This window comes from Achromobacter aloeverae, from assembly GCF_004121055.1.
GTDB classification, from domain to species: domain Bacteria; phylum Pseudomonadota; class Gammaproteobacteria; order Burkholderiales; family Burkholderiaceae_B; genus Bordetella_C; species Bordetella_C aloeverae.
In genome coordinates, this window is the sequence record NZ_PYAL01000005.1 from 269,509 (window position 1) to 289,508 (window position 20,000).

The 20,000-nt window shown below is 64.4% G+C and carries 18 protein-coding genes and 1 pseudogene; 11 read left to right on the top strand and 8 right to left on the bottom strand.

Translation table 11 applies throughout. The annotated features are described in order from the left end of the window. Window position 1 precedes the first annotated feature (1 nt). From C7R54_RS17965 to C7R54_RS28985, 3 genes are read right to left on the bottom strand one after another with little or no spacing between them, the layout of a single operon-like run. A complete protein-coding gene (locus tag C7R54_RS17965; protein ID WP_129151795.1) occupies window positions 2-1,846 on the bottom strand; it encodes a sulfotransferase in 1,845 nt (614 codons plus the stop codon). Further along, entirely contained in the window at window positions 1,840-3,192 is a 1,353-nt protein-coding gene (locus tag C7R54_RS17970) for an ABC transporter ATP-binding protein (protein ID WP_192903688.1), read from the bottom strand. Before C7R54_RS17970 ends, C7R54_RS17965 begins: the two co-directional genes overlap by 7 nt. Window positions 3,193-3,220: 28 nt before the next feature. After that, a complete protein-coding gene (locus tag C7R54_RS28985) occupies window positions 3,221-3,373 on the bottom strand; it encodes a hypothetical protein (RefSeq protein ID WP_192903689.1) in 153 nt (50 codons plus the stop codon). A gap of 287 nt (window positions 3,374-3,660) precedes the next feature. Here C7R54_RS28985 and C7R54_RS17975 point away from each other — a divergent pair, with 287 nt between their 5' ends. Beyond that, on the top strand, window positions 3,661-5,256 hold the full coding sequence (locus C7R54_RS17975) for a hypothetical protein (RefSeq protein ID WP_204524355.1): 1,596 nt from the start codon (window positions 3,661-3,663) through the stop codon (window positions 5,254-5,256). Here C7R54_RS17975 and C7R54_RS17980 read toward each other — a convergent pair. After that, a complete protein-coding gene (locus C7R54_RS17980; RefSeq protein ID WP_129151796.1) occupies window positions 5,253-6,077 on the bottom strand; it encodes a type III pantothenate kinase in 825 nt (274 codons plus the stop codon). The two genes, C7R54_RS17975 and C7R54_RS17980, sit on opposite strands and share 4 nt — an antisense overlap. A 39-nt stretch (window positions 6,078-6,116) precedes the next feature. After that, window positions 6,117-6,947: a biotin--[acetyl-CoA-carboxylase] ligase gene (locus tag C7R54_RS17985; RefSeq protein ID WP_129151797.1), complete on the bottom strand. Its 831-nt coding sequence runs from the start codon at window positions 6,945-6,947 to the stop codon at window positions 6,117-6,119. Window positions 6,948-7,256: 309 nt separating this feature from the next. Between C7R54_RS17985 and C7R54_RS17990 the strand changes: the two genes are divergently transcribed. From C7R54_RS17990 to C7R54_RS18010, 5 genes and pseudogenes are all read left to right on the top strand, one after another. Next, complete coding sequence (locus tag C7R54_RS17990; protein ID WP_129151798.1) at window positions 7,257-8,387, top strand: MlaE family ABC transporter permease; 1,131 nt, start codon at window positions 7,257-7,259, stop codon at window positions 8,385-8,387. Beyond that, a pseudogene (locus tag C7R54_RS17995) lies at window positions 8,384-9,230 on the top strand (ABC transporter ATP-binding protein). The gene C7R54_RS17990 and the pseudogene C7R54_RS17995 overlap by 4 nt, the downstream one beginning before the upstream one ends. Beyond that, window positions 9,217-10,164: an MlaD family protein gene (locus C7R54_RS18000; RefSeq protein WP_129151800.1), complete on the top strand. Its 948-nt coding sequence runs from the start codon at window positions 9,217-9,219 to the stop codon at window positions 10,162-10,164. Before C7R54_RS17995 ends, C7R54_RS18000 begins: the two are co-directional and overlap by 14 nt. 2 nt (window positions 10,165-10,166) lie before the next feature. Further along, the gene (locus tag C7R54_RS18005) at window positions 10,167-10,817 is read left to right on the top strand and encodes an ABC-type transport auxiliary lipoprotein family protein (protein ID WP_129151801.1); all 651 of its coding nucleotides are present in this window, start codon (window positions 10,167-10,169) and stop codon (window positions 10,815-10,817) included. A 272-nt stretch (window positions 10,818-11,089) separates the two neighbouring features. Then, on the top strand, window positions 11,090-11,740 hold the full coding sequence (locus tag C7R54_RS18010; RefSeq protein ID WP_129151802.1) for an alpha/beta hydrolase: 651 nt from the start codon (window positions 11,090-11,092) through the stop codon (window positions 11,738-11,740). Here the strand turns inward: C7R54_RS18010 and C7R54_RS18015 are convergent. Continuing rightward, window positions 11,712-13,859 carry a putative bifunctional diguanylate cyclase/phosphodiesterase gene (locus C7R54_RS18015; RefSeq protein ID WP_129151803.1) on the bottom strand — a complete coding sequence of 716 codons (2,148 nt, stop codon included), beginning with the start codon at window positions 13,857-13,859 and terminating at the stop codon, window positions 11,712-11,714. The two genes, C7R54_RS18010 and C7R54_RS18015, sit on opposite strands and share 29 nt — an antisense overlap. Window positions 13,860-14,183: 324 nt before the next feature. Between C7R54_RS18015 and C7R54_RS18020 the strand changes: the two genes are divergently transcribed. The 5 genes from C7R54_RS18020 (at window position 14,184) to lipA (ending at window position 18,679) form a co-directional block, all read left to right on the top strand. Beyond that, a complete protein-coding gene (locus C7R54_RS18020) occupies window positions 14,184-15,479 on the top strand; it encodes a D-alanyl-D-alanine carboxypeptidase family protein (protein ID WP_129151804.1) in 1,296 nt (431 codons plus the stop codon). Between the two features lie 160 nt (window positions 15,480-15,639). Continuing rightward, window positions 15,640-16,512 (top strand): D-amino acid aminotransferase, encoded by an 873-nt coding sequence (locus tag C7R54_RS18025; protein ID WP_129151805.1) that lies wholly within the window; start codon window positions 15,640-15,642, stop codon window positions 16,510-16,512. A gap of 112 nt (window positions 16,513-16,624) precedes the next feature. Then, window positions 16,625-16,900: a DUF493 family protein gene (locus C7R54_RS18030; protein WP_129151806.1), complete on the top strand. Its 276-nt coding sequence runs from the start codon at window positions 16,625-16,627 to the stop codon at window positions 16,898-16,900. Between the two features lie 49 nt (window positions 16,901-16,949). Next, window positions 16,950-17,615: a lipoyl(octanoyl) transferase LipB gene (lipB, locus tag C7R54_RS18035; protein ID WP_129152037.1), complete on the top strand. Its 666-nt coding sequence runs from the start codon at window positions 16,950-16,952 to the stop codon at window positions 17,613-17,615. Between the two features lie 53 nt (window positions 17,616-17,668). Then, window positions 17,669-18,679, top strand: coding sequence for a lipoyl synthase (gene lipA, locus C7R54_RS18040; RefSeq protein ID WP_129151807.1), 1,011 nt, complete (start codon window positions 17,669-17,671; stop codon window positions 18,677-18,679). A gap of 64 nt (window positions 18,680-18,743) precedes the next feature. Here the strand turns inward: lipA and C7R54_RS18045 are convergent, their stop codons facing one another. Together C7R54_RS18045 and C7R54_RS18050 are read right to left on the bottom strand one after the other, a co-directional pair. Further along, on the bottom strand, window positions 18,744-19,307 hold the full coding sequence (locus tag C7R54_RS18045; protein WP_129151808.1) for a cob(I)yrinic acid a,c-diamide adenosyltransferase: 564 nt from the start codon (window positions 19,305-19,307) through the stop codon (window positions 18,744-18,746). Beyond that, on the bottom strand, window positions 19,300-19,845 hold the full coding sequence (locus tag C7R54_RS18050) for a GNAT family N-acetyltransferase (protein WP_240039589.1): 546 nt from the start codon (window positions 19,843-19,845) through the stop codon (window positions 19,300-19,302). Before C7R54_RS18050 ends, C7R54_RS18045 begins: the two co-directional genes overlap by 8 nt. Between the last annotated feature and the right edge of the window lie 155 nt (window positions 19,846-20,000).

Genomic DNA, 20,000 nt, shown 5'->3' on the forward strand with positions numbered 1-20,000 from the left:
CCTAATTCTTACCCGAACGCTTGAAAACCATCCTGGCGACGGGGTTTCGCGATTCGGTTACTTGCTTGAGTTGCTCGCCGAGGCGGTCGAGCTGTTCGAGCCGATCGAGGGCGAGCTTTTCGACGAAAGCTAGACCCTCAGTGGTTTTTTTCAATTGCGTATCCAACGTGGCGAGTTGCTCGAGCCGCTCCAAGGCGAGGCGCTCGGCCAGCGCAAGCGCTTGGCTCAGTGTCCTCGCCCTCGCATCCGCCACTTCCAGTTGGCGATCGCCCTCGAAGAAGTCATGCACTGCAACAAGCCCGGGTTTGACATCGCGCTCAAATTCATCCCTGATATTAATCCACTCCTGCGCATGTAGCGATGCCGACGAGAACGTATTCTGATCCGCAACATGCTTCCAATACTGGTAGGCGCGCAGCACCAGCGCAGGAATCTCGGTCGAACCGGCATCCGCACCGTGTGCCAGGGTCGGCGAAATGAATTCCGACGCGTATTGCTCAATCGTTTCCTGCTTACAGGACAATCCCAGCCATTCGCATAGGCTCTTCAGCATGGGCGCGGGACGGCTCATCAATGCGGAGAAATCGACCATGTGGCAATGGGAGCTGTCCTGGACATAGTCCAGGCTGCCCAGAAGATGCGTTAACCATAGCCAGGCGGCGCGCTTGGCCGAGATGCCATCTCTGCGCGCCAGTGAGTGCGCGACCTCAGCCGGATGGCGCAAAACGAATAGAAGATGGGGAACGATGCCCATCGACGCGAATACCTGCTGCCAGAAGGACGATAATAGGCACATCCGGGGATCCTTGAAGCCCCATGTCGCCGCGTCACCGAAAATCTCTTCCAGCAAGGACGCTGCCGGCGCGAGCTGGCGCGGCCACGACGGGGAGGGCACAGGATCGGGCGGCAGAGGCGAATCCCACCGCCGGTCAGCCAATTGAAGCAATTGGTCGTTGAACGCCACTATTTTGCGTTCTTCGAAATAGCCTTTCGGATTCCACTCATCTGCATGCGCCAGCGTGCTGCCCATGAATACGCCCAGGTTCTCCAGGCCGGCAGCGACGGCGCTGGTTCCGCTGCGATGCATGCCCAGCACAAGCACCACATTGCCTTTTTTGGGTTCGACGCCGGTTGACATTTTTTTAATTTCCTTCCATTCCGAAAAATCGTGATCAAGTAATGTGCTTAATGCGTCGACCTTCTCACGATAGAGCGATTTCAACACCCCGAGCAATTTAGGAGGAATTGTGCGTTTTTCACCTTCGAAAACGGGTCTGGACAATTCGCTGCGGGACTCTGCGGTGAAGAATTCCTCCAGGCCAACATGGTTGAGCACCCTGTTCAGGAGAGTCACAGGCTGGCCGATAATTTCCTCGTAGCGGGCGATTAAAACATGTTCTCTGGGAAAGACGGAGAGCCAGTTCCGCAGGCAGGCGGCATGGTCGCCACGTGCCAGGGAGCCCTGCGAATTGAAATGGTCCACAAACCACTGTTCCGACGCTTCCCCATATGTCATCTCCGCCCGCCGCAGCGCCATCAGTGCGGCTGACCAGGCGCGCTCGATGGGATTGCGCATCAGGTAGATGATCTTGAGCGACGGACACGAGGTGCGCACCTTTCGGATGGTGTCTAAAGGCAATATTGCGTACGCCGGCGTAATATCTCCATTGCAGCGGTCGTCATTGCCGAACAATCCAAGGTACCGCTGTAGGTCCTTGCCCGGGTAATGGTCCCAGAAATGGACTTCCTTGCCTCCCGGGAAATCGATCAAGGGATGCTTGCGCAATGCCTCGTATAACCAGGTAGTGCCACTTTTCTGGGCGCCGATGCAAACAAAATTCAACATGGGTCAAGCAGGTAATTTACTTCCAGACGACTCGAGAAATTAATCCAGCCCAGATCCGATGATTCATCGGCAGCTATCACACGAAAACGAAGGGCGTCCATGATGCGATGAAGATGCCTGAATCCATCTCCATTGTCGCCAGAAACCCCGGCATTGAGTAGATACACGCCTGGGTTGAGCCGGCAGATAAACTGGAACTGCACCGTCAACGTCGTGCCAGCCGCTACGTGCGTGATGCCATTGGCAATCTGGTTGGCCGAGGAACCGCCGCCCAATTCGACGCCCGCCATTGTCTTGAGCAGCATCCCGAAGCGCACTTGAGTTGCGGCCCGCTGAAAATGCACGCGATAGATATATTTATAGGATGCCCCCGTATGGAGGCAGTTGACCCTGCGCCCCTGCGCATTATAGAGCGCTACCGATGAGATGAGGGCGCCTTGCGGTTCGTACGAAATCGCCTCGCTCGTAGCCAGCGATGGGTCGAAGATCTCCTGGGCGATGCAGTCCTCACTGGCGCGGGACGCGGGCAATAAACTCGGCCTCGACTGGAGGAGTTCGTCCCGGAATTGGCGCCATAGCTGGAATTTTTTGTCGGTTGGCGTATTCAGCAACTGATGGTATTTCGCCACCACGTTCTTGGGATGTCCTTCCGCCAGCTTCGTTCCATTGGCCAACAGGATGGCTCGATCGCATAGACTTACGACAGCATTACTGGCATGGGAAACAAATAGGATAGTCGTCCCTTGGGCCTTGAGCTCTTCGAGCCTGGAATAGCATTTTCTTTGGAACAATTCATCGCCGACCGCCAATGCTTCGTCTATAATCAAAATATGTGGTTCGACGCTGATCGCCACCGAAAATGCCAGTCGGACTACCATCCCGCTTGAATATAATTTCACCGGCTGGTCGATGTAGTTGCCCACTCCCGAAAATTCCTCGATAGAAGCGAGGCGCGCGGTTGTTTCGTCTCTGCCGACGCCAAGGATCGCGGCATTTATATAGACGTTTTCCCGGCCGGTGAGTTCAGGATTAAAACCCGCTCCCAGCTCTAATAATCCTACCACCCGCCCCGCCACGGTCACCCGGCCGGTGGTCGGCGTCATCACGCCGCAAATAATCTGCAGTAACGTGGATTTGCCGCTTCCATTTTCGCCGATGATGCCCACGGTCTCCCCTTTGCCAATGACCAGGGAAATATCGTCGAGCGCCATGAATTTCTCTTTCGATTTTGCCGTGCCCAGATGGGGAATTATTCGCGGGCTGGCGCCGTCGCGCATATGGAAACGCTTGTTGACATGGAAACGCTTGCTGACGTGACTGACTTGTATTGCGATATCGGAATTCATGTACGGACTATTCACGCAGTAGCCTCTGCTAGGGACTGATGGTCACCCGATTCGCGTTTAGTTCCGCCCGGAATCGGCCCGGATCGCGGCCTTCCTCGGAAGGCGCCAGCCCGAACCAGCCTTGGCCGATTCCATACATTACGACATTGGCCAGCACGGTCAGCACGAAAAGGATGCGCATGGGGAGGATTCCTGTAGAGGGCGGCAGCGAATAGGGGGGAAGGAGGGCGTGGGTCCGGTGGGGAGCGGGCATCCGGCGCCGGGTTTTCACCTCGTTCCGAATTGTCGGCTACGGCGGCATGCAGGGCAAATCGCCTCTCGGCATGCCGTCTCCTCGCCGTTCCGCCTAGCGAACAGGGCCCATGCCGTGGCTGCGGTCCGCCGACCCCCTGCGTCCATCACTCGGACTCAGGCCGGAGGTAACATGCGCCGTGCTAACGTCCTGTGTCCGCGGAAGACCCGATACTTATGCCCCTCCTCCAGACAAATGGCAAGTCGCTACTGCTCAAGCATGTGGCGCTTTCATCCATTCTTGTCCTAGCCACATTCCTGTGGGAAGGTAATAAGGGGTACAGCTTGTGGGATGAAGGGTATCTTTGGTACGGCTCACAGCGCGTGCTTGCGGGTGAAGTGCCGATACGCGATTTCATGGCGTACGATCCAGGGCGCTACTATTGGGTGGCCGGTTTTATGGCGCTGTTTGGCGACCACGGAATCATGGCGCTGCGCGTGGCACTGGCATTATTCCAGGTGCTGGGCGTGACCGTAGGGTTGGGCTTGGTTGCCCGCTCCGCAAAAGGGGCTGCGGGCAAGACGGACATCTTATACCTGACGCTCTCGGCCTTGGTCGTCCTGATTTGGATGTTCACCAGGCATAAGGTCTTCGACATCTCCGTTTCCATTTTTCTTGTAGGGACTCTGTCGCTTCTCGTGGCTGCTCCATCGGCGCGGCGTTATCTGCTCACAGGCATCGCCGTTGGAATCGCCGCCATCATCGGCCGCAATCATGGAGTATATGGGTTGGTGGGCAGCCTTGGCGTGACCCTGTGGCTCCACGCCTTCAGCGAAACCAAGCCCGGCCTCGTCAAAAGCTGCTGCCTACTGGCGGCGGGCGTGGTGCTGGGATTCCTGCCGCTCCTCCTGGCGCTCTTTTTAGTCCCGGGCCTCGGGAAAGCGTTCTGGGAAAGCGTTAAGTTCATATTTGAGCAGGGTGCGACGAACTTGCCGCTGCCAGTGCCTTGGCCCTGGAAGGTTGATTTTTCGGCTCATCCCTTTACTGCGGCCTTTCCGAATTTCCTGGTCGGTATTTTTTTCATTGTCGTCTTGACCTTCGGTGCAGCTGCACTCGCTTGGTCGATTTATCAAGGTTGGAAAGGCAAGCCTGTTCAGCCGGCATTTGTCGGCGCAGCCTTCATGGCGCTTCCTTATGCGCATTTCGCGTTTTCACGGGCCGATCCGTCACATCTCGCGCAGGGAATAGCGCCGCTGGTGCTGGGGGCGTTGGTTTTCACCGCTGCACGTCCCGTACCCTCTCGATGGTTGCTGGCAGGGGGGCTCTTCGCGATGAGCGCGTGCGCGGTGCTTCGTTTTCATCCCGGCTGGCAGTGCGCCGTGGTTGAAAAATGCGTGGAATTGGAAATATCGGGCAACCGCATCGAGATGGACGGACGTACCGCATCGGACGTAGCGCTACTGCGCGGACTGGCGAAGGAATATGCGGGGAACGGCCGGTCCTTCATGGCAGCTCCCTTCTGGCCGGGCTCGTATGCACTCCTGGAGCGCAGGTCGCCGGTATGGGAGATATATCCGGTATTTTCCCGGCCAGCCTCATTCCAGGAAGCTGAGATTTCGCGATTGCAGGCGGAGCGACCGGGTTTCATCATTATCATCGACCAGGCGCTGGACGGCCGGGCAGAATATTTGTACGGAAATTCCCACCCCCTGGTCTATCAGTTCATCCTCGAAAACTACGAGCGGCTGGACTATCCGGAAAATCCCACGTACAAAATATACTTGGACAGGCGTCCCGGAACTGATGTGTCCGCGGGGTTGCCCCAGCGCTAGGAGTTCCAGGGCGCGCCGTGCCCGGCCAGCAAAGCAGCCAAGCCGTCCAGCACCGGGTTGTCGATTACCTCGGGCGCGGGAGGGCTGTCTCCCAGCGCGGACGCGACCTGGCCCAGCAGCCGTCGCGTTTCCGCTTCGACCTCTGGCCACCCGCCCCCCGCGACATAAAGGGTAAGCATCCGTCCGCCGTACTTTTGTCGCGCTACCAGCCATTGGCGCACAACAGCGCCTGCCTGCGCGGCTGCCACCCCTGTCGCAATCGCCGCATGGGTTTCAGCCGGAAAGAGCACCGGTTCTGCGTGCGCCAAGGGCAGATCCGCCGTCCCGCTAGCCAGCGCCCGCCGCATCATGACCGGTCCGGGCAGGATCAACCCGCCTTCGAAAACCCCATCCGCCCCGACCGTGTCCAGCGTCGTGGCGGTGCCGAACGACGCCAGCAGGAAGGCCGGCCGTGGCGCAGGCAGGCGACAGAGCACCCCCAGCATCGCGGCCCAGCGGTCCGACCCCAGCCGCTCGGGATATTGGTAGCGCGATGTCAGGCCCAACGCCTGTTCGCGCGGCGTAATCCATTCGACAGTGCAGCCATGCCGCCCCAATGCGGCCTCGATCGCCGCGGCGCGCTCCGGCCCCGCCACATTGCTGCCCAGTGCTCGGTGTGGCGCAGTAGGCAGCGCATCCAGCCACGCCGCAAACGCCGCGGTGTCGTTGTTGTCGAACGCGCAAGCGGTCGCCGCCGCCCGCACGCCAGTCGCCGCTGCGTCGGCCGCATTGATCAGGCCCACCTTCAGACGGGTATTACCCGAATCGATCAGCATCTCCATGGCGTTCCTTTCCCGCTGCGAGGACAACGGCCCCATCCCCTATGCCGCCCGCACCGACACTTCACCCACCGATATCGGCATCACGCCAGCCTCGGTGCGCACCAACAGCCGCCCATGCCTGTCCGTTCCGGACGCCGTACCGGTCTGCAGCACTTCCCCTCGGTCCAGCACCCGCACCGCGCGCCCGGCCAGCGCATCCACGCGCGCATACCGCTCGACAAACGCCTGGAACCCATGGGCCTGGATCTGCTCGATGGCTTCCCCCCATGCACGCGCCACGGCGGCGATGACATCGGCGATGGGCACATCAACCCCGACCCCCGCCCAATCCGCGATGGGCCTATTTAGTTCCCGCGACAGCAAGGCCGAGTCGGTCAGGTTGGTCCCCATCCCGATCACCACGACATGCCCGGCCGCCCGATCCACGGGATTGCGAGTGGTCTCCACCAGCACGCCGGACAGCTTGCCTTCGCCCCACATGACGTCATTGGGCCACTTGACCCGCAAGCCATCCGCCCCAGGACCGGCCAGCCCGCGCAGGGCTTCCGCCGCCACCAGGCCCGCCAACGGCGAGAGCGCCGGCAGCTCGGCGGCGGCAAGAGACGTGTCGAAGGCGCAGGAGAACATCAGCGCCTGGCCTGGACGGTTCTGCCAATTCCGCCCGGCCCGGCCGCGGCCGGTGTTCTGCAGATGAGCACCCCGCAGCCATGGACGCAGGCCGCGGCCCCCGACTTGCAGGCGCGCCCGTTCCAGCAGGTCCGCATTCGTCGATCCTGTCTCGTCCACCCAGTCCACCGCACCGAAATGGGGCAGACGCTGGCGGACCTCTTCGGCGAGCATGGCGGGCGAGGGGAGACGGCGGTCGGACATGATGTAACGCGAATCTGCCAAGGAAAGGGAACAGGAAATGACGGAAACGGGGCGCAGGGACGAAAACCACCAGCAGGCTCCGCGTACCGACAAAAACGAATACGGCCTGAATTGTATGGCCTTGGACCGAGGATTCCTCCTGAAGCCCCTCCAGGAAGCCCCACAGGCCCGCGCCATCTTGCCAATCCGACCGTCCCTTCCTCGAAACACACTTACCCATTCCCGTCACCAATTATTCCCCCCCGTCCGCGTATGATTACCTCTGTTACCGTCCAGGAGCATCGGCGCGCACCAGGCGCCCCCGCCTACATGGTCCATACCGCCCAGCCCCTCAACCCCGCCGTCGCCCCGTTCAAGAAATCCGGCGACATTTGCTACGTGGCGGGCGATTGGAGCGTGCAAGCGCTGGCGCATCCCGGCGAAGTCCAATCGCGCCGCCAGGCGCTGGCCAGCGCCACGTCGGCCATGCGCTGGGACCTGACCGGCATAGAGCGCCTGGATACCGTCGGCGCGAACCTGCTCTGGCACGCCTGGGGCGATGTGCTGCCCAAGCGGCTGCGCATCTCGCCCGGCCTGCAGGAGGTGTTCCAGGCGCTGGCGTCGCATCCCGGCGATGCGACCGCCGAACCGCCCCGGTCGGACCGCTGGGGCCCCGTCAGCGCCATCGGCTACGGCATATTCACCGCCGCGCACCACGGCAAGGCGATGACCATCATGCTGGGCCAGCTGGTGCTCGATGCCGCCTACCTGCTGTTCAATCCCGCCCGCATTCCCTGGCGCGAGATCTCCGCCCAGATCTACCGCATGGGCGCGCAGGCCCTGGGGATCACCGCCCTGGTCGGTTTCCTGATCGGCGTGGTGCTGTCCTATTTGTCGTCCCAGCAATTGCAGATGTTCGGGGCCGACCGCTTCATCGTGCGCCTGCTGGGCGTGTCCATCGTCCGCGAGCTGGGCCCCGTGCTGGCCGCTATCCTGGTGGCCGGCCGCTCGGGCTCGGCGATCACCGCGCAGATCGGCGTCATGCGGGTGACGCAGGAACTGGACGCCATGCGGGTGATGGGGATTTCGCAGAGCCAGCGCCTGATCCTGCCGCGCGTGGTGGCCCTGGCCGTCGCCATGCCCCTGCTGGTGGTCTGGACCGATGTCCTGGCCCTGCTGGGCGGCATGCTGGCGGCCCAGGCCCAGTTGGGCGTATCGTCGGCCTGGTTCCTGCAATCCCTGCCGGACGCCGTGACCTTCGCCAATTACATGATCGGCCTGTCCAAGGGCGTCGTCTTCGGTATTCTCATCGCGATGGTGGCCTGCCATTTCGGCCTGATCGTCGAACCCAACACCGAGAGCCTGGGCCGGCGCACGACGACGTCGGTGGTGACGTCCATTACCGGCGTCATCCTGGTCGATGCGCTTTTTGCTGTCCTGCTCAGCCGGGTGGCCCTATGAAAGACGACCTGCGAGAACAACGCTATCTGTTCGACGAGACGGCGCTGACCGTCGCGCCGATTATTTCGGTGCGCGGCCTGAAGACGGCCTTCGGCGACCACGTCGTGCACGAGAACCTGGACCTGTCGGTCTATCCGGGCGAGATCCTGACCCTGGTGGGCGGTTCGGGTTCCGGCAAGACGGTGCTGCTGCGCCAGATCATCGGCCTGAATACGCCGGCCGCCGGGACCGTGCAGGTGCTGGGCATGCCCCTGACGGAGATGTCCCGTGCCGAGTGCAACCGGCTGGCGCGGCGCTGGGGCGTGCTGTTCCAGGCGGGCGCGCTGTTCTCGGCGCTGACGGTCTTCGACAATGTCGCGTTGCCGCTGCGCGAGTTGCGCACGATACCCGAGGACCTGGTGCAGGACGTGGTGATGTGCCGCTTGAATATGGTCGGCATGACCGCGGCCGACGCCTACAAGCGGCCTTCCGACCTGTCCGGCGGCATGATCAAGCGCGTGGCGCTGGCCCGCGCGCTTTCGCTGGACCCCGAGCTGCTGTTCCTGGACGAGCCGACGGCCGGCCTGGATCCGCTGCGCTCGGACGAATTCGTCGACCTGGTGCGCAACCTGCACAGGCAATTGCACTTCACGGTGGTGATGGTGACGCACGATCTGGATACGTTGGTGGCGCTGTCGTCGCGGGTGGCCGTGCTGGCCGACAAGCGTGTCATCGCCTGCGATAAGCTGCCCGAAATCCTGAAGGTGGACCATCCCTTCATCCGCACGTTCTTTTTGGGCGAGCGCGGCCGCCGCGCATTGGGCGATCTTGTTCCCAAGGACCTCAAATAATGGAAAACCGTAGCTACGCCCTGCTGGCCGGCGCGTTTACGCTGCTATTGCTCGCGGCCGTGATCGTGATCGCGGTGGTGATCAATCGCGACCGGGCCGCCTTGCGCGACTATGAAATCGTCTCCTCCACGCCCGTGGGCGGCCTGTCCGCGCAATCGCCCGTGCGCTACCAGGGGGTACCGGTGGGCAAGGTGCAGTCGCTCGCCTTGAATCCGGACGTGCCGGGCCAGGTGCGCATTCGCATCGGCGTGGCGCCCAATACGCCCATCACGGAATCGACCTGGGCGGAATTGGGCGTGCAGGGCGTGACCGGGCTGGCCAACGTGGATTTGCGCGACGACGGCAGCTCCATCGAACGCCTGAAGCAGGTCGGGCATGAGTTGCCGGTGATCCCGCTGCGGCCGGGCCTGCTGGAGCGCTTCACCCAGCGCGGCGGGAACATCATGGACAACGTGGGCAATATCTCCGCGCAATTGAGCAAGCTGCTGGACGAGCAGAACGTGCAGGCCCTGCATGCTTCGCTGCAGAATGCCGTCGACCTGACCCATTCGCTGAAGGTGCTGAGCGAGGAGCTGGCCCCCGCGGCCGCCAAGATCGGCCCCCTGCTGGACAGCCTGAACGCGACCTCGCGCCAGGCCCAGTCGGCGGCCCGGGATTTCGATGCGCTGGCGCAGATCGCGCGCCAGACGCTGTTGCGCGTGGATCAGCGCGGCGGCCCCCTGGATCTCGCCACGGCCAGCCTGCAGAATATTTCGGAGGCGGCGTCGCGCCTGTCCACCGAGACGCTGCCGGCGGTCACGAATATGGCGAACCAGGTCAGCGCGACGGCGCGTGGCGTGTCGGTGACGGTGCGGCGCGTTGGCGATTCGCCGCAATCCTTGTTGTTCGGCGCGCCGCCGCCGCGCCCGGGGCCTGGTGAATCCGGCTTCGCGGGCTTCGGGAGATAAGAATGAAGACTTTCTCGTTCAAGGCTTTTTCGTTCGCGGTGGTCACGGTGGCCGCCGCGGCCACCGTGGCATTGAGCGGTTGCAGCGTGGGCCGCGCCAGCGCTCCCCAGACCGGGCTGTTCGACCTGGGGCCGTCGACGCCGGCAATTACCACCCTGCCCAAGCGTGAACCCATTTCGGTGAACATCACGGCGGTGTCCATGCTCAACGATACCGGCGTGATCTGGCGGATCGGCGAGAGCGCCAACCCCCAGTCCTACGCGACCTATCGCTGGGCCGCGACGCCGGCGCAGCTGTTGCAGCAGCGGCTGGTGGAGCGCCTGTCCACGCAAGGCCCCGTGCTGGCCGACTCGGTCGATCCGCGCGCGCCTGTCCTGCAAGTGACGCTCACCCGCTTCGAGCAGGTCTTTGCGCCGGATGGCTTGTCCAGCGAAGGGCGGGTGACCCTGCAAGCCGTCCTGTTGAGGGAACGCCGCACCATCGATGCCGTGCGGGTGGCACGCGTCGCGCCCGCCACCACGCAGGATGCTTCCGGCGGCGTGCAGGCCTTGCGGGTGGCGACCGACGCAGCCCTGGACGATCTTGCATTGTGGCTGGCGCAGAAGCTGCCCGCGCCGGCCGGCCCGATGGGCGTGCCGTTGGCCACGCATTGACGCGCTGAATCCGGACCCCGGAGCGCGGCTGGGAAAGCAGATCCGAGGGCCGCGGGCTCGTCGCTTCAGGCCACAAGCCATGCCCGCAGGCCACGCGCTTCCGCGCCGCGAATGAGCGGTCCGGCGCGCGGACCGGCCGCGTCCCTACAGCGATTCCCGTAATATGCAGTTCTCGAAACCCCCATCGCCCGCCGCCGCATCCCCGCGCCCGGGCGCCATCCCCGATGTCCCAGGCCGGATCGCCCCGGCCGCATAGCCTGTCCGAGTGCCTCATGTCCGCCCACACCGAAATCGTCGCTTTCGCCGGAGCCGCCGGTCGTATTGATTGCGCCATCGACTGGCCCGAACACCCGCCGCGCGGCTGGGCCCTGGTGCTGCATCCTCACCCGTTGCACGAGGGGACGCGCGACAACAAGGTGGTCACCACCATTTCACGTGCCTGCGTGCAGGAAGGACTGGTGGCGGTGCGGCCGGACTTCCGCGGCGTGCGCGCGTCCGAAGGGCAGTTCGACAAGGCCGTCGGTGAAACCGCGGATATGCAGCAACTGGTGATCCAGGTATTGGAGCGTCATCCCGAGCTGGTTGGCCTGCCCTGGGTGCTGGCGGGTTTTTCCTTCGGCACGGCGGTGGCCGCGCAATTGGATTCGGCCTTGGCCGAATTGGGCCAGACCCGTCCCGCCGCCTTGATCCTGGCCGGCCCGGCCGTCTGGCGCTTCCAGTTCCGCCAGGTCGACCTGCCGCCCGATACCTTGCTCGTGCACGGCGAGCAGGACGAAGTGGTGCCGCTAGGCGAATTGATGGACTGGACGCGCGACCGCGGCGTGCCGGTGGTGGTGATCCCCGGCGCCAGCCATTTCTTCCACGGCAAGCTGCTGCTGCTCAAGCAGCTGGTGCTTACGCGGCTGGCGCGGGCCCTGGCTTGATATCCAGCGCATCGGCCGCGGCCTGCACGACACGCCGCGCCTGCTGCGCGGATTGATCGAGGAAGGCTTCGAATTTGTCGGCCGGCATGGGGCGCTCCAGCAGATAGCCCTGCACCTGGTCGCATTCCAGGTCGTGCAGGGTGTCCAGTTGGGTGTCGGTCTCGACGCCTTCGGCCACCACTTCCATGTTCATCGAATGCGCCAGCGCGACGATGGCCGCGACGATGTTGCGGCCTTCCTCGCCGTGGGTATCGAGGCCCTGGGTGAAGAAGCGATCGATCTTGAGCTGCTGCACGCGGAATTGCTGCAGATAGGCCAGGCTGGAATAGCCGGTGCCGAAATCGTCGATGGCGATATTGAAGCCGTGCGCATGGAAGGCATGGATGACGCGCGAGCTTAGCTCGGCATCATGCATGGCCACGGTCTCCGTGATTTCGAACATGATGCGCGAAGGCGCGACGTCTTCCTGCTGGCAGATCTCCAGCATGCGCGGCACCACGTTGGGATGGTGCAGCTGCTGCGGCGACAGGTTGATGGCGATACGCAAGGGCTCGCGACCCTGCGCGTCCCAGCGCTTCAGGTGGCGGCAGACGGTGCGCGTGACCCAGTAGCCGATGTCGATGATCTGGCCGGAACGCTCGGCCACCGGGATGAATTCGGCGGGCATGATGGCGCCCAGCCGCGGGTGGTTCCAGCGTATCAAGGCCTCCGCGCCCGTCAGGCGGCGCCCGCCATCGGAGAACTTGGGCTGGAAGTGCAGGAACAGCTGGTCCTGCGTCATGGCTTCCTGCAAGCCTTGCTGGACCGTGAGCACGCGCTTGAAGCTTTCGCCCATGCTCTCTTCGTAGAAGCGATAGCCGTCGCGCCCGTCCTGCTTGGCGCCATACATGGCAATGTCCGCATGCTTGATCAATTGGTCGACGGTGTCGGCATCGTGCGGGTACATCGCGATGCCGATGCTGGTGGTGACGCGCAGCGATGTGCCGTTGAACACCAGCTCCTCGCGCAGCGCATCGATCACCGATTGGGCGACGCGCGCGGCGCCGTCCCGATTGTGCAGGCCTTCCACCATCACCACGAATTCGTCGCCGCCCAGCCGCGCCACGGTGTCCTCGCGGCGCACCCGCGCACGCAGGCGATGGGCGAAGGCCTTGAGCATGCCGTCGCCGATGCTGTGCCCGAGCGAGTCGTTGATGCTCTTGAAGCCGTCCAGGTCCATGAACAGTACGGCGAACTCGGTTTTCTGACCATTCGCGCGCAGGATGGCCTGCTCCATATTGCGCGTCAGCGTCGCGCGGTTGGGCAGGTCGGTCAGCGCATCGATGCTGGCCATGCGCACCAGCGCGGAGTTGAGTTTTTGCAGCGAGCCGCTCCACGACCGGCGCGATGCGTCGAAGCGGCTTTCCAGGGCCGACAGGACCAGCGTAAGCACCAGCACGAGCAAGGTGACGCCAGTCACCGACAAGCCCAGCCAGTGGATGTCCAGGTCATCCGCGGCGCCGCAGATGGCATTGGCATCGAAGTTCGCCGCGGCCATGCCGGTGTAGTGCATGCCCGTGATGGCGACCGCCATGATCAGCGACGCACCGACGCGCTTGACCGTCAGGAAGACGACGGCCTCTTCGGCGCGCAGCGCGTGGGCGATCCATAGCGCGGCCACGGATGCCACATAGGCGATGACCACGGACAGCACGAAGAGGGCGGTGTCGTACTGGATGGCCGGCATCATGCGCATGGCCGCCATGCCCAGGTAGTGCATGCCGCAGATACCCGCCGCCATCACGGCGCCGGCGAGCAGCGCCCGGCGCCAGGTCAGGGGTCCGTGCGTGGACACCAGCAGCGCGACATAGGACGCGCCGATGGCCATGGCCAGTGATACCGCCGTCATGCTGTAGTCGTAGCCGGTGCGGATGGGCAGCGTGAAGGCCAGCATGCCGATGAAGTGCATGGACCATACGCCCATGCCCATCGCGACCGCGCCGCCGGACAGCCAGGTGCGCCGCGCCACGTCCGTCGACGCCGATGTGATGCGGCCCGCCAGGTTCAATGCGGTATAGGACGCCAGCGTTGCAACAAGCAAGGACAGAACGACCGTCCAGAAATGGTAAATACCGCTCATGGTGGTGCTGGGGGCTTAGAGAAAGGCCGTCGAATCGGGGACTGCGCGAGACCCGCCATAGTGTCACGAATATCTTGCTAATGATACAAAGCGCTGCCGAGCCCCTTGCGGAGTGTTACCCCCGCGCCACAGTTGGGTTCGGGCGGCAAATTGGCCGGGAAGCCGCGCCACGTAAGGGTTTCTGTATAAATTCTTCAACGATGTTTCATCACGTTTCATCTTGCCCGCGCGTCATACACATTCCACGCAGTGTCGCCATTTCCTCGCTGCCTATAATTGGCGCTTCCCCACCTTAGCCACGACCACGAACGCCGACATTTGCCGATGACTCCACTGCCTCTGTTCCGCATTGCTCCCGTGTCCTTGTCCCGCCGCGTTATCGCGGGCGCCCTGATGGCGGCGATGATCGGAGGTAGCCCGATCGCGGCATGGGCCCAGGCCGCGGCGCCCACCCCCGCGCCTGCCGCGCAGCCCGCCACGCCGGCCAAGCCCGGCACGCCGACCCAGATCGGCGCCACGGATTCCAGCAACATCGTGCCCGTCGGCGACCTGTCCGCCATTCCGGCGCCCACGCTGGCGGCGCGCGCCTGGATCACCATCGACGTCAACAGCGGCCAGGTGCTGGCGGCTTCCAATCCCGACCAGAAGGTCGAACCGGCGTCGCTGACCAAGATCATGACCGCCTATGTGGTCTTCAATGCGCTGGATGAAAAGCGCATTACGCTGGACCAGCAGGTGCCGGTGTCCGAACATGCGTGGCGCACGGGCGGATCGCGCATGTTCATCGAGCCGCGCAAGCCGGTGACGGTCGAGGAATTGCTGCAGGGCGTGATCGTGCAGTCGGGCAACGACGCGTCGGTGGCCCTGGCAGAGGCCGTCGGCGGCAGCGAAACCGCGTTCGCCGCGCTGATGAACCAGGAAGCCGAGCGCCTGGGCATGAAGAACACGCACTTCATGAACGCCACGGGCTTGCCGGATCCGCAGCACATGACCAGCGTGCGCGACCTGGCGACCATCGCCACGCATCTGATCATCGATCACCCCGATTACTTCCACTTCTACAAGCAGAAGAGCTTTACCTACAACAAGATTTCCCAGTCCAACCGCAACCGGCTGCTATGGGCCGACCCGTCGGTTGACGGCATGAAGACCGGCCATACCGACTCGGCCGGCTACTGCCTGGTGGCTACCGCCTTGCGCGGCGATCGCCGCGTGCTGACCGTGCTGGTGGGCACCGACAGCGAAGCCACCCGCGCCGAGGAAAGCCTGAAGATCCTCAACTGGAGCTTCCAGAACTTCGATACCGTGAAGTTGTTCGACAAGGCCCAGCCCGGCATCGATGCGCGCGTCTGGGAAGGCAAGGTCGAGACCGTCAAGCTGGGGCCTCCTGCGCCGGTGTGGATCGCCGTGCCGCGCGGCAAGACGGCCGACGTCAAGCCGGTGGCCGAGCGTACCGATCCGTTGGTGGCGCCGCTGGAAAAGGGGCAGAAGGTCGGTACGCTGCGGCTGACGCTGGACAACAAGACGCTGCGCGTCGAACCGCTGGTGGTGCAGGAACCGGTCGAGCGCGCCGGCTTCTTCGGCCGCATGGTGGATACGGTCAAGCGCTGGTTCAACTAGGAAGGCGGGTATGGGTGCGGGCGCAAGGGTGTAAGCTTGCGCCCGACCGTCGATAAAAGGGGGCGGACCTTGGGTCCGCCTTTTGTTTTCGCCGCCGGGCCTGCCCGCAGGAAAAGCTTCCAGCGAGGGCAGGCCGGGCCGCATAAGGAGTATTCCCATCATGATTCCGGGCGTGCCAGCCGACAGCCAGGCGTATCTCAACGGTGAGTTCGTGCGCTTGCAGGATGCGAAGATCTCGGTCCTGGACCGAGGTTTCATCTTCGGCGATGGGATCTACGAGGTGGTGCCGGTCTACGAAGGCCGCCCCTTCCGCCTGTCGGAGCACCTGGCCCGCCTGGCGCGCAGCCTGGACAAGGTCCGCATTGCGTCGCCCTTCGATCGCGACGGCTGGGCCGCCCTGGTGCAGGGACTGATCGAACGCTCCGCGACGCCGTCCTGCATGGTGTACCTGCAGGTCACGCGTGGCGTGGCCAAGCGGGACCATGGGTTTCCCGCCGCGACGGTCACGCCCACGGTCTTCGGCATGGTCTCGCCCTTTACGCGCCCCACCGCCAGCGTGCGCGAGAACGGCCAATCGCTGGTCTCGATTCCGGACGAGCGCTGGCTGCATTGCGATATCAAGTCGGTGTCATTGCTGGGCAACGTGCTGGCCAAGCAGGCCGCCGTGGACGCCGGCGTGGACGAGGTCGTCCAATTCCGCGACGGCCTGTTGACCGAGGCGGCGTCGGCGAATATCTGGGTGGTTTCCGGCGGCAAGGTGATCGGCCCGCAGCGCGACCATCGGGTGCTGGAAGGCATACGCTACGGCCTGATGGCCGAGCTGGCGCAGGAAGCCGGCGTGCCTTTCGAAATGCGCGACGTGCCGCGCGCCGAGGTCGAAGCCGCGGACGAGCTGCTGATTTCCTCCGCCGCGCGCGAAGTGCTGCCCGTCACGCGCCTGGACGGCCGCCCCGTTGGCAATGGCAAGCCCGGCCCTGTTTATGCCAAACTGCGTGCGGGGTATGATGCGCGTATTGCAGCCTTGCTGGCTTAGTGGCGTGTTAGTTGCCGGCCTAGTTGCTGGCCCTGTTGCTAGCTCAGTGGCCGGCTTCGGGGCATGCCCCCCCAGGCTTGGAAAGCGCGCCTGGCGCCCCCATATATCTAGCATGACCACGATATCCCCCCAAGACTCCCTCATCGAATATCCCAGCGACTTTCCCATCAAGGTGATGGGAAAATCGCATCCGGAGTTCGCCCAGTTGCTGACCGAAGTGGTGTTGCAGTTCGACCCCGCCTTCGATCCGGCCACGGTCGAGATGCGGCCCAGCAAGGGCGGCAACTATATCGGCCTGACCTTCACCGTGCGGGCGACCTCGCGCGAGCAGTTGGACAACCTCTACCGCGCCCTGCACGGACACCATCTGGTGTCGGTGGTGCTGTAAGCCGCCGGGAGCCGCCGCCGTGCTGACGGACCCCGGCGCCGGCGCGCCCATGCACCGCTGGCTGGATCGCCCTGCCGACTACGAGACCGTGTGGCGGGGCATGCGGGCCTTCACCGAGGCCCGCACGCCGGCCACGGCCGATGAAATCTGGCTGTGCGAGCACGCCCCGGTCTATACGCTGGGCCAGGCGGGATTGCCCCAGCACGTGCTGGCGCCCGGTGATATTCCCGTCGTGCGCACGGATCGCGGCGGCCAGGTCACGTACCATGGCCCCGGCCAGGTGGTGGCCTACGTCCTTGCCGACTTGCGGCGCGCCGGCCTCTATGTGAAGGAATACGTGGCCTTCCTGGAGGACACGGCGATCGGCCTGCTGGCGGACTACGGCGTACAGGCCTGCAGGAAGCCGGGCGCACCGGGCGTCTATGTGCCGGGGACGGATGGCGAGCTGGCCAAGATCGCCGCCCTGGGCATCAAGGTGCGCTCGGGCTGTACCTACCATGGCGTCGCGTTGAACGTGGACATGGACTTGCGGCCTTTCGACGGCATCAATCCCTGTGGCTACGCCAACCTTGCCACGACCGACCTGGCTCATTGCGGCGTGCGCGCCGATTTGGTCGAGGTGGGAGAAGGGCTGGCGCGTCGCCTCGCCCTGCTGGCCAATAGCCGGGCCGTCGCCGGGGTCGGCGCGGGGGACCGTCTGGCGGCGGGAGTATGATGTCGTTTTGATTCCAGGCGACGCCCTCGCGCGCCGCGAAGCAACCCAGATCCATGTCAGCTGAAACGTCCTCCAGCGCGACTCCCGACGCGCCCGCCGCCGGCAATACGCCTGCCGCCGCTCCTTACGATCCCACCCAGAAGCAGAAATCGCAGGCCAAGACCGCCCGCATTCCCATCAAGGTGGTGCAGGTGGAGCGCCTGAAGAAGCCTGAATGGATCCGCGTGCGCGCCGCCGCGCCGGGTTCGCGCTTCTACGACATCAAGCGCATCCTGCGCGAACACAACCTGCATACGGTCTGCGAGGAAGCCTCGTGTCCGAACATCGGCGAGTGCTTCGGCAAGGGCACCGCCACGTTCATGATCATGGGCGACAAGTGCACGCGCCGCTGCCCCTTCTGTGATGTCGGCCACGGCCGTCCCGATCCGCTGGACGTCGACGAACCGCGCAACCTGGCCCGCACCATCGCCGCGCTGAAGCTGTCCTACGTGGTGATCACGTCGGTGGACCGCGACGACCTGCGCGATGGCGGTGCCGCTCACTTCGTGGAATGCATCCGCCAGGTGCGCGAGCAGTCGCCGTCCACCCGCATCGAAGTCCTGGTGCCGGATTTCCGCGGCCGGCTGGACCGTGCGCTGGAGATACTCAACGCCGGTCCGCCGGACGTGATGAACCACAACCTGGAAACCGTGCCGCGCCTGTACAAGCAGGCGCGCCCGGGCTCCGACTACGCCCATTCGCTGAAGCTGCTGGCCGAGTTCAAGAAGCTGCATCCGGACGTGCCGACCAAGTCGGGCCTGATGCTGGGCCTGGGCGAAACCGACGAGGAAATCCTCCAGGTCATGCGCGACATGCGTGCGCACAACGTCGACATGCTGACCATCGGCCAGTATCTGCAGCCGTCGGAGCACCACTTGCCGGTGCTGCGCTACGTGCATCCCGATACGTTCGCGATGTTCGAGCGCGAGGCCTATGAGATGGGCTTCTCGCACGCCGCCGTGGGCGCCATGGTGCGTTCGTCGTACCACGCCGACCAGCAGGCGCACGCGGCCGGCGTGAACTGAGCGGGGAGGGCGGCGCACGCCGCGTGACGCGGGTTGCCGCGCCACTGGACACGCGCCAGCGCGTTCAGGCGCCCGCCCGGGAGTTCGGGCTCTTCCATAGCAGGTCGCCCGTGCCCGCGTCCTGGTTGACGTGGCGCGCGGCGACGAACAGCAGGTCCGACAGCCGATTCAGGTATTGCCGCAAGGGCGGCCGCACCGTCTGGGTACGGCCCAGCGCCACCACCGCGCGCTCCGCGCGCCGGCAGATGGTGCGCGCCACATGCAGCAGGGCGGCCGTGCGCGTGCCGCCGGGCAGGATGAATTCCTGCAAGGGCGCCAGCGTGGCGTTGTAGTGCTTCAGGCAATCGTCCAGTTCCTGCGCGTGCGCTTCCTGCACGGCCACATAGCCCGGGATGCTCAATTCGGCGCCCAGGTCGAACAGGCAATGCTGGACGCGCCGCAGGTCCGCGGCCAGCCGCGCGTCGGCCAGGGGCTCGGCGAGCACCAGGCCCAGCGTGCTGTTCAACTCGTCGACGTCGCCCATCGCGGCGATCCGCAAATCGTCCTTGCCGACGCGGGTGCCGTCGCCCAGGCCCGTCGTGCCGTCGTCGCCGGTGCGGGTGGCGATGACGGACAGCCGGTTAGCCATGGCTGGCTCCCTGCTTTTCACCGGCCTGCCGGCCCATTTTCGCCAGCGCCTCGCCGGCCACGCGCACGATGCGCCACTCCGGCAGGACCTGCGCGCCCATGCCTTCATAGAAATCGATCGCCGGCTGGTTCCAGTCCAGCACCGTCCACTCGAAGCGGCCATAGCCGCGCTCGACGGCAATGGCCGCCAGGCGCAGCAGCAAGGCCTTGCCTATGCCGTGGCCGCGGTGGTCGGGATGGACGTAGATGTCTTCCAGGTACAGGCCGGGCTTGGCCAGGAAGGTGGAATAGTTCTGGAACCAGAGGGCGTAGGCGACCAGGCCGGTGCTGGCGTGGCCTGTTGTGTCGTCTGTTGCGTTGCCTTCGACCACCAGGCACTGGGCCGCGGGCTGTTCGCCGAACAGGGACGCGTGCAGGTTCGCGTCGGTGGCGGCGAACAGGTGCGTCAGTTTCTCGTATTCGGCCAAGCCGCGCATCAACGCCAGGATGGCGGGAATGTCGGCGGGCGTGGCGGGGCGGATAAGGGGGCTGGTGGCCAAGGCGGAGGGTCCTGGAAAGAGTTGGCCCCTATATTACCCAGCCCGCGCCCGGATGTAACGAACGCGGACCCCTGCGTGCGGCCCCCAGCGTGCGGACCCCGGGGCGCGGCCCCCAGGTATGCCGGTTCGCGCCACCACGCGTGGCGCGAAGCACG